Source organism: Maritimibacter sp. DP1N21-5, from assembly GCF_019218295.1.
Classification (GTDB): Bacteria; Pseudomonadota; Alphaproteobacteria; order Rhodobacterales; family Rhodobacteraceae; genus Maritimibacter.
In genome coordinates, this window is the sequence record NZ_JAHUZF010000003.1 from 166,636 (window position 1) to 180,696 (window position 14,061).

The window sequence follows — 14,061 nt, forward strand, 5'->3', positions numbered from 1 at the left end:
GACCAGAGAAGCAAGAAGGGCCGGGAGTTGATCCCGGCCCTTCGTCTTGGTCACTGCTCTCAGTTCGTTATGATCTCTGGTCCCATGAGCATCGTCGGGAGCCAGGTCGATATGATCGGCACATAGGTCACGAGGATCAGGAAGATGAAGAGGATGCCCAGGAAGGGCAGCGCGGCGCGCACCACCTTCATCATCGGCATGCCGGCCACGCCCGAGGTCACGAAGAGATTGAGGCCCACGGGCGGGGTGATCATCCCGATTTCCATGTTCACGACCATGATGATGCCGAGGTGGATGGGGTCCACGCCAAGCTCCATGGCGATGGGGAACACGAGGGGCGCCACGATCACGATGAGCCCCGAGGGCTCCATGAACTGACCGCCGATGAGCAGGATGACGTTCACGATGATGAGGAACATGATCTTGCCGAAGCCCGCCGAGAGCATGGCGTTGGCGATCTGTTGCGGGATCTGTTCGTCGGTCAGCACGTGCTTCAGGATCAGCGCGTTCGCGATGATGAACATGAGCGTGACCGTGAGCTTGCCCGCGTCAAAGAGCGTGTCGCGGGTGTCCTTGTGCCAGAGCGAGGTGACGAGCGCCTGCGGTCGGGACAGAAGCGACTTCTTCTGGCCGCCATTGTTGGCTTCCGACAGCGGCCCCATGTCGCGGTAGACGAAGGTCGCCACGATGAAGGCATAGATCGAGGCGACGGCGGCCGCTTCGGTCGGGGTAAAGATCGCCCCGGTGATCCCGGGGATGCCGTAGATGCCCACCATGATGATGACGATCAGCATGAGGCCCCAGAAGGCCTGCGCGAAGGAACGCGCAATTTCGCGCCAGCCCGCGAAGTCGCCCTTGGGCATGTTGCGGATCCGGGCGATCACGTAGATCGCGATCATCAGCATGACACCCGCGATGATCCCCGGAATGACACCGGCAAGGAACATGCGCCCGACCGATACCTCGACCGAGGAGGCGTAGACCACCATCACGATGGAGGGTGGAATGAGGATGCCCAGCGTGCCCGCGTTGGCGATGACGCCCGCCGCGAAGTCCTTGGTGTAGCCCTGCTGGCGCATGGCCGCGATCACGATGGTCCCGATGGCGACCACGGTGGCGGGCGACGAGCCGGAGAGCGCGGCGAAGAGCATGCAGGCGAAGACGCCGGCGATGGCGAGTCCGCCGCGGAAGTGACCGACGACCGCGATGGCGAAGCGGATGATCCGTTGCGCAACGCCGCCGGTCGACATGAAACTCGACGCGAGGATGAAGAAGGGGATCGCGAGGAGCGTATAGTGCCCGGCCATCGCCTGGTAGAAGCTCTGCGCGATGGAGGCGAGCGAGGTGTCCGAGAACACCAGAAGGAACAGGATCGACGAGAACCCCAGGGCGATCGCGATGGGAACGCCGATCAGGAGCAGACCGATGATGATGACGAAGAGAAGTGCGACTTCCATGGGTCAGTCCTCGATGCGAGCGGCTTCGACTTCCTCTTCCATCTCGTGCGAGACGATGAGGCTGTCGGACTGGCCACGGATGATGTGAATGGCGACCTGGATGTAGCGGAACAGGAACAAGCCGACGCCGATGGGCATGATCGCGTAGGGGATCACGCGGGGCAGCTTGTCGTATTCCTCGCCCATGTTGATCCAGTCCTCGAGGAAGCGCAGGAAGCCGAGCATCGGCACCTGGTCGGTGACATAGAAGGCGCGGTCACGGGTGCCGGTGTCGAAGCCCGTCGGGAACCAGCGGCCTTCGGTTTGCCACAGGCCGGCATAGGGCGCCCAGTAGTCCCAGGCCCCCTTCATCAGAAGCATGGCATAGGCAAGGCAGACGGTCAGCGCGATGAGCACGAGCACGCGGCGGCCGCGCGGGGCGAGCATCCCGGTTATCGCATCGACGCCGAGGTGCGCGGTCATGCGCACGCCGTAGCTGATGCCGAAGACGACGAGCCAGGCGAAGAGGATCAGCGTGACTTCGAGCCCCCAAATGAGCGACTCGTTGAAGACGTAGCGGAGGATCACGTTGGCGAATGTGACCACAGTCATGAGGCCGAGGATCACGGCGATGACCGTCTCCTCGAAGCCCCGGCGGTATGCTGGCGCGCTCATGGCTGCCCCCTGAAAGCCTGCAATGTTGGATGGAAAGAGGGCGGACGGTTTGTCCCGTCCGCCCGTGGTTGCCTTAGGAACCGGCGTTGATTTCCTGCGCGGCGGCGATGTTGTCGGCGCCGACGTCGCCTTCGAACTGTTCCCAGACGGGCTTCATCGCGTCGACCCAGGCCTGACGCTGTTCGTCGGTCAGTTCGCGGATCACGCCACCGGCGTCGAGGATCGCCTGACGGTTCTCCATGTCGACGGCGTCGATCGCGGCGTTCCGCTCGGCGGTAACTTCGTTCAGGATCGTGAGGAACTGCTCGCGGGTCGCTTCGTCGAGGCTGTCGAGCCAGTCGACCGAGGCCACGACGAGGTAATCGAGCACACCATGGTTGGTTTCGGTGGTGCCGTCCTGAACTTCAAAGAACTTCTGGCCGTAGATGTTGGACCAGGTGTTTTCCTGCCCGTCGACAACGCCGGTCTGGAGCGCGCCGTAAACCTCGGAGAAGGCCATCGGCTGCGGCGAGGCGTCGAGCGCTTCCATCTGGGCCACCAGCACGTCGGAGGGCTGCACGCGGAACTTGAGCCCGGCGGCGTCTTCGGGCAGTTCGAGCGGCTTGTTGGCCGAGAACTGCTTCAGGCCGTTGTGCCAGAAGGCGAGGCCCTGAAGCCCGCGGCGCTGCATCGAGTCCATCATCGCCATGCCGGCTTCGGACGTCTGGAAGGCGTCGACGGCGGCCATGTTCTTGAACATGAAGGGCAGGTCGTAGATGCGGAAGACCTTGGTGAAGGTCTCGAACTTCGACAGCGACGGCGCGGCGAGCTGGACGTCGCCCTGCAGCATGGCCTCGAGCACCTGATCGTCGTTGTAGAGCGTCGAGTTCGGATAGACCTCCATGCAGGCGGTCCCGTTCATCTCTTCGTTGACGCGCTCCATGAGAAGGTTCGCGGCGATGCCCTTGGGGTGATTGTCGGTGTTGGTGACGTGGCTGAACTTGATGACCATCTCGCCATCTTCACAGGCGGCGATAGCGCCGGTGGCGGCAGTTGCGGCTAGAACGGTCGCCAGAGCGGCGGTCGAAAGGAATTTCATGATGTCTCCTCCATGTATCTCCCGGCCCCGGACGGGGTCCGGGGTTATGTGGCGGAGGTCCGCTGAGACCCGCAAGAAAAGAAATGCAGGATTTGCATGGCAGCTATTTCGTTTTGTTAATCAGTTGTTTAGTGGGATTTCAGCTGTGGAGGGTGGAAGATGGTGCCCCCTGATGTGCGGTTTTTCGCACTTCGTTTGCGCCTGACTGTGCGGAATATCGCACAGCCTTGGGAAGGTCTTCACGCCGGAATTACGGATCAGCGATAATCCTCGGGCTTCAGCCCATGCCGGGCGAGCTTGTCGTAGAACGTCTTGCGCGGGAGTTTGAGAGCTCGCGCAGCCTCGGTCGCGTTGCCGGCGTGGTCACGCAGCGCCTCGGCCAGAAAGGTGCGCTCCACCTCGGCCATGCGTTCGGCCAGACCCAGTTCCGGCGAGCTGTCCGGCTCGGTCATGCCCATGGCATAGCGCATCGCTGCGTTCATGAGTGCGCGGGCGTTGCCGGGCCAATCTTCGGCCACGAGCCGCTGCATGGTTTCCGGGGGAACCTCGGGCAGGGGCAGGGCCGCCTGTTCGCAGGCAATGGCGAGGTAATGGCGAAAGAGCGCAGGGATATCCTCCCGCCGGTCGCGCAGGGGCGGAATATGAATGCGCGCTGCGTCAAGCCGGTAGTAGAGGTCCGGGTGGAAGCTGCCGTTTTCGGCAAGCTTTCCGAGGTCCTGATAGGTGCCGGCGATGACTCGCGGAGCCGAGGGGTCCTCCATCCCTTCGATCAGGGCGAACTGGGCCGGCTGCGGCAGGGCGGCGATTTCGTCGAAGAACAGGCTCCCGCCCTCCGCCTCCCGGAAGTTGGCGGCGAGGCTGGTGGGGGTTGCCCCGGCGGCCGCGATCTTCAGGAAAGGGCCGCGCGATATGGCGGAGAGCAGATGGATGACTTCGGCCATCTTCGCGGTGCCAACGCCGGGCTCGCCCGTGATGAGCACATCGGCCATGGTGCGCGCCACGGCTCGGGCATCGGCGCGCATCTTCTGCGACAGGGCCGATGATCCGCGCAGAAGCCGAGCGGCGGCGTCGCCCGATTGCACCTGCGCCTTGAGCGCGCGGTTTTCCAGCACGAGATCCCGGGTCTTGAGGGCCTTCTCCACCACTGCGATCAGCGCGGCGGGGGCACAGGGTTTTTCCAGAAAGTCGAAGGCGCCCGAAGCCATGCCGCGCACGGCGGTCGGCACGTCACCTTCGCCGGTCAGAAGGATCACAGGCAGCTCGGGATCGACCGTATGGGCAAAGTCGAGCAGGGCGAAGCCGTCCTTGCCCGGCATGCGGATGTCGCTGACGACGACGCCGCGGAAGTCCGCGGAAAGGTGGTCCTTCGCCTCGATATAACTGCCCGCGAGCGTCGGCAGCAGGTCGGCAAGCTCGAGCGTCTGGCCCAGCGCCTCGCGCACCGAGGCGTCGTCGTCCACCAGCAGCACGCGGCGGGTCATGCGGCGGCTTCCTTGGGATCGGAAGGAAGCAGGTCCACGGTGAAGATGGCGCCACCCTCGGGATGATTGGCGCCCCGGATCGCGCCGCCGAACCCTTGCACCAGCCCGTAGGAGATCGAGAGACCGAGCCCCATGCCTTCGGCGCTTCCCGGGGACTTGGTCGAATAGAAGGGGTCGAAGACCCGGTCGGGATCGGCGATCCCCGGTCCGCTGTCCCGCACGCTCAGTTGCACGGGGTCGCCGGGTGTCAGGCTGATCGAGACGCAGCCGCCCTGACCCATGGCGTCGATGGCATTGGACAGCAGGTTCACCACGACCTGTTGCAGTCGTACCTCGCCGCCCTTGACGATGACGGGCGCCTGCGGAGACCGCCAGTCCAGCGTGACGTCATGCCTGCGCTGCTTGTCCGCGGTTACCTCGAGCGCGGCCTCGATCACGCCGACGAGATCCACATCCGTGATCGGACCGCTTTCCTGCCGGGCAAAGGCACGCAGGTTCTGGATGATGCGTCCCATCCGGCGGGCCAGTTCCGAGATCTTGGCGAGGTTTTCGCGCGCGATGTCGGGTTTGCCCCGCTCGAAATAGGCCTCGCCGTTTTCTGCGAAGGACCGGATCGCCATGAGGGGCTGGTTGAGCTCGTGGGAAATGCCGGCCGACATCTGCCCCAGCGCCGACAGCTTGCCCGCCTGGACAAGATCGGCCTGCGCGCGTTGCAGCGCCGCCTGCGCCTCTTTCCGCTCGGCCACCTCGCGGGTCAGGGCGGTGTTCGCCGCCGTCAGCTCCTGCGTGCGTTCGCTGACACGAGCTTCCAGCCGGGCATTGGCCTCGGCCTCGACGGCCAGCCGGTGGGCCAGCACCATGCGGTTCTGCTGCACGAAGAACAGCACCGCGCCGAAGGTCATCAGAGCGCCTGCCGTAATCAGCCCCCAGAGCACCGCGCCCGCAAATGCGCCGGAAGTGTCGATGAGCATCTCGGCGGTGAGGTTCAGGGTCGGCATGTCGCGGACAAGATGGATCGCGTGGGAGGGAAGATACCGCCCCCCATCCAGTTGCCAGATGTCGTGACCGCCGACGATCCGGTCGAAATAGGCGGGAAACTCCAACACCCGGTCCGCAAGGATCAGGTCGGACCGGTTGGTGATGAAGACTTGCCCGGTCCGGTCGGTAAAGAACACGGGCGGGGCATCACCGGGCCAGTTGTCCTCGATCTGGCTGACCTCCATCCGGGTCATGACCGCGCCCGAGACGGAACCATCCGGGCGCAATACCGGCGCGGCGAAGCTGAAATACCGGTTCGGGCCGTCGGCGGCGGCAGCGGTTTCGCTCTGGGTGCCAAGCGCGCCCGACAGCGCCCGCGCGAGGGGCGCGAGGGCCGGGTCCCGGGCGACCGATGCTCCCTGACTGCCGGCGACGATCCGACCGTCGGGATCGACCACCGCGACATCCGCCGCTCCGGTCATATCGGCCATGGACTGCACGACCTCGTCCGCGACCGTGGCATCGCCTCCCCCCGCGAGAAGCGCCTGAAGGTCGGGATGGCGCGACAGGATCACCGCGAGTTCGCGGTAACGATAGAGCTGCGCCGCGACCCGGTCGGTGGCGAGCGAAAGGTCGGCCTCGCCGCGCTCCGCCATGCGGTCGAGACGGTCGTGATAGACCGTCCAGCCGACACTGCCTGCCATCATGAGGGCGACGATCAGAAAGGTGAAGATACGGGCCATGGGCGCCTGCGTTTGAACCGGACGCCGACGATCATAGGCCGGGCGGGCAGCCTTGGCGAGGGCCGCCTAGTCTTCGAGCTTGAAGTTCGGCAGGCTGTCCAGCGCGCTCTTGAGTGCATCGCCCCATCCCGAGGAAATGCTCTGGAAGTAGGGGTCCGTCGCGGCGATCCGGCCCCGCGTGCCAAGCCGGAAGCTGTCGGTCGTATAGAGTTGGTAGTCGAAAGGCAGGCCGACGGAGAGGTTCGCCTTCACGGTGGAATCGAAACTCACCAGCAGAAGTTTCAGCGCCTCCTCGAAGGTGGCACCCCGGTCATAGGCCCGCACGAGGATAGGACGGCCGTACTTCGTCTCGCCAATCTGGAAATAGGGCGTATCCTCGCCCGCTTCGATGAAGTTCCCCTCGGGATAGATCAGGAACAGGCGCGGCGGGCTGCCTGCGATCTGGCCGCCGAAGATCAGCGTCGCACCGAAAGACGCATCGGCCCTCTGCCCCGCCTGCGCGTGGGTCGAGATGACGTCCTTGAGCGTCTTGGCGACAAGCTGCGCGGCCTGAAACATCGAGGGCGTCTCGAGGATCGACGGCGCGCGTTCCTGGGGCGCCTTCGTGCGTTCGTCCAGCGTCGAGACGACGGCCTGCGTCGTGGCGAGGTTGCCGGCCGACATGAGCATGAGCACCCGTTCGCCGGATTCTTCCCAGACGTGAAGTTTCTTGAACGTCGAGATGTTGTCCACGCCCGCGTTCGTGCGGGTGTCCGACATCATGACGAGACCCTGGTCGAGCATCAAGCCAACGCAATAGGTCATGGCCGCCCCTTACTGCTGTGCGACTTCGATCTGGACGTCGAGCTTTTCGTCCGCGCCCCCGAAGCGAGAGCCAATTACAGGAGCAGCCCCGGAATAGTCCAGCCCCGTCGCGACGCGCACATAGCGATCGTCGGGCGACTGTGCGTTCGATACATCGAAGCCGACCCAGCCCAACCCGTTCACATGGACCTCTGCCCAGGCATGGGTGGCGTCCTGTTCGGTGCGATCGTCCATCATGAGATAGCCGGACACGTAGCGCGCCGGGAACCCCATCTCGCGGGCGCAGGCAATAAAGATATGGGCGTGGTCCTGGCAGACGCCGTGGCCAGCCGCGATCGCCTCTTCCGCCGTCCATCCGCTGTCGGAGGCCCCGACCGTATAGGTGACGGTCTCGGCGACGGTGCCTGACAGAGCATGAAGCCGTTCGATGTCGGTGTCGCCTTCGACCTGCCGGATGATGGCGCGGGTGCCCGTGCCGGGCTTGGTCAGAGTGGTGGGCCGCTCGAAAAGCCACAGCGGCGCGAGCCCCACGTGCCGTCCGACGACGCCGGCGTTGTCGGTGATCTCTACCTCGCCCTCGCTGCGCACGACGACTTCGCGTGTCTCACGGTCGAAGCTGATCAGCTCCACGAGGTTGTTGTGATGGTCGGTGAAGGTCACTTCCTTCTTGCCGCCCTCGACCGTCGTCGCCCAGTTGAGCACCGTCTGCTGATGATTGTTCTTGGGCGTCTTGCGAAGCTGTTCGAGCCCGTAGAGCACCGGTTCATCGAAGCGGTAGCTCGTCTTGTGTGTGATCTTGAGCCGCATCTGAACCTAAACGTAGAACCTGTAGTCTTCTTCGATCTGCCCGGACAGTTCGCCAAGGCTTCCCAGCACGCTCTGGATATATTCGTGCAGACCGAAGTCGAAGATTTCGTTGACATCATGCATGGAAAACCGCTGGGCGAGCGTGTCGGCGATGTCATGCGACGGTGCGCGCGCGCCGTAGTCCTGCGCGAGATAGTTGAGGTTGTTGCGCAGCTTGGACACGCAGAAATTGAGGCTTCTGGGCATCCGTTTGTCGAGGATCAGGAACTGCGCGATGTCGCGCGAGTTGATCGCGCTTCCATAGGCCGTGCGATAGCCGCCACGGGCCGACACCGCCCTGAGGATCAATTCCCACTGCACGTTGTCCACCGTGCCGCCGACGGAGAAGACCGACGGCAGAAGGACATAGTATTTCACATCGAGGATCCGCGCCGTGTTGTCGGCCCGCTCGAGGAAGGTCCCGATCCGCGCGAAATCATACATGTCGTTGCGCAACATGGTGCCATGGGTCGCACCCCGGACGAGCGCGGTGCGGTGCCGGATGTTCTTCAGGACCGCCGGAAGGTCCCGCTCACTGACCTTGCGGGCGAGGTCGTCGCGCGTCGCCATGTAGCAGGCGTTGACCGCTTCCCAGACCTCCATCGTCAGCGCCGTGCGCACCATGCGCGCGTTCTGGCGGGCGGCGGCGATGGTCGAAAGGACGGAGGACGAGTTGTCCTTGGACCTGAGCAGCCAGTCGATGGCGTGGTCCTTCGTGACCTCGTCGTGGGTCATGTTGTAGCCGTATTCGACACCGGCGGTCTGCATGATCGAGCGCCATTCGTCATCGGAATTGCCCGAGCGTGTCAGCGCGATGCGCTGGCCGGTTTCGATCAGGCGGGATGTGTTCTCGGCCCGCTCCAGAGAGCGATACATCCAGAAGAGGCCGTTCGCGGTCTTGCCTAGCATGGCCTCAGTCCTCCAGCACCCAGGTGTCCTTGGTCCCGCCGCCCTGCGACGAGTTCACCACGAGCGAGCCTTTCTTGAGCGCGACGCGGGTGAGACCCCCAGGGGTGATGTTGATCCCCTCGGGCGAGCACAGGACGAAGGGCCGCAGGTCCACGTGACGGGGCGCGAGGCCCTTCTTCGTGAAGATCGGCACCGTGGAGAGCGACAGCGTGGGCTGCGCGATATAGTTCGATGGCTTCGCGATGAGCTTCTTGCGGAATTCCGCAAGCTCCTTGCGCGACGACGTGGGCCCGATGAGCATCCCGTAGCCGCCCGACCCGTGCACCTCTTTCACGACCAGTTCGGCGAGGTTGTCGAGCACGTATTGAAGGCTGTCGGCGTCCGAGCAACGCCAGGTCGGCACATTCTCGAGGATGGGGCGCTCGCCGGTGTAGAATTCGACGATGTCGGGCATGTAGCTGTAGATCGCCTTGTCGTCCGCGATGCCGGTGCCCGGCGCGTTGGCGATGGTGATCCCGCCCGCGCGATAGACATCCAGGATCCCCGGAATGCCAAGCTGGCTGTCGGGGTTAAAGTTGAGTGGATCGAGGAAGTCGTCGTCGACGCGACGATAGAGTACGTCGATGGGCTGATAGCCCTGCGTCGTGCGCATGGCCACGCGCCCGTCCACGACACGCAGATCGTGGCCCTCTACAAGTTCGACCCCCATCTGGTCGGCCAGGAAGCTGTGTTCGAAATAGGCCGAATTGTAGATCCCCGGCGTCAGCACTGCCACGGTGGGCGGCCCGTCACAGGCGGGCGGTGCGCAGGCGGCGAGCGAGCGGCGCAGGTTGGCCGGATAGTCCGACACCCGGCGCACGTTGGTGCGGGCGAAGAGCTCGGGGAACATCTGGAGCATGGTTTCGCGGTTCTCGAGCATGTAGCTCACACCCGAAGGCGTCCGCGCGTTGTCTTCGAGCACGTAGAACTCGTTGTCGCCCGTGCGGACAAGGTCGATGCCCACGATATGGGTGTAGATGCCGCCGGGCGGGTTCACCCCGATCATCTTGGGCTGGAAGGCGTCGTTGCGGGCGATCATCTCCTGCGGGAGCCGCCCCGCCTTGATGATCTCCTGGCGGTTGTAGATGTCATGCAGGAAAGCGTTGATCGCGCGCACGCGCTGTTCGATCCCCTTCGACAGCTTCTGCCATTCGCGCCCGGAAATGATCCGGGGAATTATGTCGAAGGGAATAAGCCGCTCTTCGGCTTCGGCCCGTCCATAGACGTTGAAGGTGATCCCCGTCAGCCGGAAAAGCTCGTCCGCTTCGCGCTGCTTTTGTCGCAATCGGGTGGGATCTTCCCCGTCGAACCAGGTGTTAAACTCGGCATAGGGCGAACGAAGCGCCTCGTCGCGGCCCCACATTTCGTCAAAGATCTTACCGTCGCTCATGATCCCACTCTACTCACCTCTCGCGCGACCACAAACGAATTGCGACGGCATGGGAACGAGGGCCGGTGCCTCCCGGATCGGAGGTTCACGCTTGTGCCTAAAGCTTGTGCAGATCCGTGGGAATGCGCCGTTATTTGCGCCTCACATCACGCCTAAACCGCGTCCCTGACGTGACAATTTTGCCCGGCACGCGCCAGTGTTGACCCCGGTTACGGACCAGATGGTCCATTTGTGCTGGAAAATATCGAAGGATACCGCTATGGCTCTCGAAAGAGATAAGCAAGCGGCCGATTACAAAGAGCTGCTGCATCGAGGTAGGCGGTAAAGACATGAGCGCGATCCCATTCGTGATCCGCGATGCTGTTGGCAATCTCCAACAGGGTTCGGTTACAAATTCCATTGATATACAATCCATTACCATGCCGCAGGCGAGCCACGTCTCGCTGGACCTGCGGCGTCTCGACGTGGCGGGGTATCTTCGGTCGGGGCAGGACCTCGTTCTGCTGCTCACCGACGGACGCAAGATCGTGCTCGAAGAGTACTACGGTCTCAACGGCGATCCGCAGTCGACGCTTTACCTCAACGAAGGCGGCCATCTGATCGAAACGCGGGTCTCGGCGACGGGCGCGGTCACCCATGTCGAGGCCGACACCTGGGGCAAGTTCTCGGACCTCGACGCCCTGTCCTATCCGGACGATCCGGTGGTGACGCGTGGCGACGGCACCGACGATACGATGGTCGCCGGGGCCTATGCCCAAGGCTACGCTGGCGGCGAGGAAGAAGTGACGATGGGTCCGGGCTTCGCGGCGATCCCGCTCATGGGTTTCGCGGGGGCAGGGGGCGGCGGTGCCTTGGCGGCCGCCGGTCTTGGCGCCGCCGGACTTGGGGCCGTGGCGCTGGCCTCGGGCGGCGGCGGCGCGGGAGCGGGCGGAACGGGTGCTGGCGGCGGGGCGCAATCCGTTCCGGCCAGTGTGACGCTCACGCCCGGCAGTGGCGCGAACGGGTCCATCGTCGTGAACGGCGCGGGCCACGCCTCCGGTCAGTCGACCCTGACGGGCACGACGCAACCGGGTTCGACCGTGATCGTCACCGTCGGTGGCACCGATTATCCGGCAACCGTGGGGCCCAATGGCAATTGGAGCGCGACCATCCCCTCGACTGCGTTGCCCGGCGGCGAATACAGCCAGACGGTGATCGTGACAGCGACGAACGGAAGCGGCAACAGCACGTCGACCTCCGGCACGCTCGTCATCGACACGGTCACGCAAGCGACGGTCAACGGGACCGGCGGTGCGGACGGGATCGTGAACGGGGCCGAGGCGGCGGCGGGCGTGACATTCACCGGCACGGGCGAACCCGGCGCACGCGTGGAGGCGAGCTTTCAAGGCGTCACCCATACGGGCACCGTCGGCGCGAACGGCCAATGGTCCGTGGACTTCGACGCCTCCGAGATTCCCTCGGGCGAGTATTCCGGCACGTTGACCGTGGTCGCGACGGACCTCTACGGCAATACGACCACAGTCACCGACGTGGTGACGGTCGATACGCTTACCACCCTGACCGCGCAGCTCTCGGGCGCAGGCACCGACGGCATCGTGAACGCGGCGGAAGCGCAGGTCGGCGTCACCCTGTCGGGCCTCGCCGAACCGGGCGCAACGGTCACCGTCACCATCGGCACTGTCACGCTCCCGGCCAATGTCGCGGGGAATGGCGCCTACAGTGTGACCTTTGCTGGTGCGAACCTGCCTGCCGGGGAAACCCGGGCGATTGTCAGCGTCACCGCGACCGACCTGGCAGGGAACACCACCACGGCCCAGACCACGGTCGCGATCGACACACTGGTCCGGGACTTCTCCTTCACCTCCACGCCCATCGGCGGCGATGGCGTGCTGTCGACGTCCGAGCTCGCCGCCGGGGTCACGATCACAGGGACCGTCGAGCCCGGATCGACGGTGACGGTCTCTTTCGGGAATGTCCTTCGCAATGCCAGCGTGGCGGCCAACGGCAGCTGGAGTGCCACTTTCGCACCCGGCACCATCCCCTCAGGCGAATACGACGCGCTCTTTTCCGTCTCGGCGCGCGATGCGGCGGGCAACGTGGCCACCATGACCGAAAGCGTCCGGGTCGACACCGACGCGGGGCAGGTGGCGATCAGCCCGGCGATGATCGAGATCGACGACATCGTGAACGCAGCCGAACGGGCTGACGGCGTGACCGTCACCGGCACGGCGACGCCGGGCATGGCGGTGGTCGTGACGCTCGGCAACGCGTCAACGACGGTTCTCTCTTCTGCCACCGGGCAGTGGAGTGCGACTTTCGCGCCCGGACAGATCCCGGTCGGGACCTATGACGCGGCGATCACCGCGCGGATCACCGACAGCTACGGCAACACGAAGACTGCGAGTGACGGCGTACGGATCGACACGGTGGTCGACAACCTCACCGGGCAGGGCGTCGTGGATGTGGACGGCGTTATCAACGGTGCGGAAGCGGCCGCGGGTGCCACCCTCACCGGGACGGTCGAGCCGGGATCGACGGTGCAGGTCACGATGAACGGCTTCACGCATGCGGCCTCGGTCGATGCGGCGGGCAGCTGGGCTGCGAACTTCCTGCCCGGCGAGCTTCCCCTGGGCGAGTTGAATGTGCCCGTCACGGTCCGTGTGGTCGATCCGGCGGGCAACCCCGCGATGATCACCGACACGGTCCGCGTCGATACCCTCGTCAACACCTTGTCCAGGGCTGCGGCCCTCGACGGCAATCCGGCGATCAACGCGGCCGAGGCGGCAACGGGCGTGACCTTCACCGGAACCGTGGAACGTGGATCTTCGGTCGTCGTGAACCTTGGTGAGGTTGCGCATGCCGCCGTGGTGGACGGCAACGGCAACTGGGCCGTGACCTTCTCCCCGGCCGAGATCGGCACGGGCGAACGCAACCTCCAGCTCAGCGTCACCGCCACCGATGCGGCAGGAAACGCGCGCCTGATGACGGAGACCATCGTGCTCGACACCGTCGCGCCCGACGGGCCTTATGTGAACGCCTATACCCGCGAGGGCGAGAACCTTCGGGCCATCCTCGTGGAAACCGGCGATTCCGAGGCTTCAATCGTGGCGCTGTCGCCGACCGGGGCGCAAAGCGCGGTGACCCACACCGCCTATGACGACCTGTTCCGGCAGGGCGAGGTCTATATCAACTTCCCGCAGGATCTTCCCAACGGGTCGCACCTCGTCATTACCAAGACGGACGACGCTGGCAACGAAAGCTCGACGCTCTTCGTGCAGGACAGGGCCCTGCCCGATACGATCAACATGGCGAACCCGGGGTTCGCCAACCACCAGATCGAGGCCATCGACCTGCGCTTTGCCGAAGACAGCCAACTCACGATCTCGGCGGATGTGCTCGAAGGGCTTTCGGTCAACACCAACGCGCTGACCATTCATGGCTCTGCGGACGATCGGGTGATCATCGACATCACCGACGGGTCGGCCTTCACCAACACCAACCAGCACGTGACCATCGGCAATCAGGATTACACGATCTACACGCTCGGCGATGAAGGCGGGATGCTCATCATCGACGACGACATTCAACTCACGACCTGATCGCGAAGATCATGCCACGGCGCGCCGATGAAAGAGCGCGCCGGGCAGAGGCAGGCAAGCGAGAGAGGCAGGACCCTTGAGGC

General features: G+C 64.5%; 10 protein-coding genes. 1 reads left to right on the forward strand and 9 read right to left on the reverse strand.

The window, feature by feature from the left end; translation table 11 throughout:
- Positions 1–59: 59 nt before the first annotated feature.
- The 9 genes from KJP29_RS02520 to KJP29_RS02560 form a co-directional block, all read right to left on the reverse strand.
- Positions 60–1,457 (reverse strand): TRAP transporter large permease, encoded by a 1,398-nt coding sequence (locus tag KJP29_RS02520; protein WP_218461972.1) that lies wholly within the window; start codon positions 1,455–1,457, stop codon positions 60–62.
- A 3-nt stretch (positions 1,458–1,460) separates the two neighbouring features.
- A complete protein-coding gene (locus KJP29_RS02525) occupies positions 1,461–2,111 on the reverse strand; it encodes a TRAP transporter small permease (protein ID WP_218461973.1) in 651 nt (216 codons plus the stop codon).
- 73 nt (positions 2,112–2,184) lie between these two features.
- Positions 2,185–3,189 carry a DctP family TRAP transporter solute-binding subunit gene (locus tag KJP29_RS02530; RefSeq protein ID WP_218461974.1) on the reverse strand — a complete coding sequence of 335 codons (1,005 nt, stop codon included), beginning with the start codon at positions 3,187–3,189 and terminating at the stop codon, positions 2,185–2,187.
- Positions 3,190–3,446: 257 nt separating this feature from the next.
- Positions 3,447–4,670, reverse strand: a complete 1,224-nt coding sequence (locus KJP29_RS02535) for a sigma-54 dependent transcriptional regulator (protein ID WP_218461975.1) — start codon at positions 4,668–4,670, stop codon at positions 3,447–3,449.
- A complete protein-coding gene (locus KJP29_RS02540; RefSeq protein ID WP_218461976.1) occupies positions 4,667–6,391 on the reverse strand; it encodes an ATP-binding protein in 1,725 nt (574 codons plus the stop codon). Before KJP29_RS02540 ends, KJP29_RS02535 begins: the two co-directional genes overlap by 4 nt.
- A 66-nt stretch (positions 6,392–6,457) precedes the next feature.
- Entirely contained in the window at positions 6,458–7,195 is a 738-nt protein-coding gene (locus tag KJP29_RS02545) for a peptidase (protein ID WP_218461977.1), read from the reverse strand.
- A 9-nt stretch (positions 7,196–7,204) separates the two neighbouring features.
- The gene (locus tag KJP29_RS02550) at positions 7,205–8,002 is read right to left on the reverse strand and encodes a transglutaminase family protein (RefSeq protein WP_218461978.1); all 798 of its coding nucleotides are present in this window, start codon (positions 8,000–8,002) and stop codon (positions 7,205–7,207) included.
- 6 nt (positions 8,003–8,008) lie between these two features.
- Positions 8,009–8,950: an alpha-E domain-containing protein gene (locus KJP29_RS02555; protein WP_218461979.1), complete on the reverse strand. Its 942-nt coding sequence runs from the start codon at positions 8,948–8,950 to the stop codon at positions 8,009–8,011.
- Positions 8,951–8,954: 4 nt separating this feature from the next.
- Positions 8,955–10,379: a circularly permuted type 2 ATP-grasp protein gene (locus tag KJP29_RS02560; protein WP_218461980.1), complete on the reverse strand. Its 1,425-nt coding sequence runs from the start codon at positions 10,377–10,379 to the stop codon at positions 8,955–8,957.
- Between the two features lie 329 nt (positions 10,380–10,708).
- Between KJP29_RS02560 and KJP29_RS02565 the strand changes: the two genes are divergently transcribed.
- Positions 10,709–13,978: an Ig-like domain-containing protein gene (locus tag KJP29_RS02565; RefSeq protein ID WP_218461981.1), complete on the forward strand. Its 3,270-nt coding sequence runs from the start codon at positions 10,709–10,711 to the stop codon at positions 13,976–13,978.
- Positions 13,979–14,061: the final 83 nt, after the last annotated feature.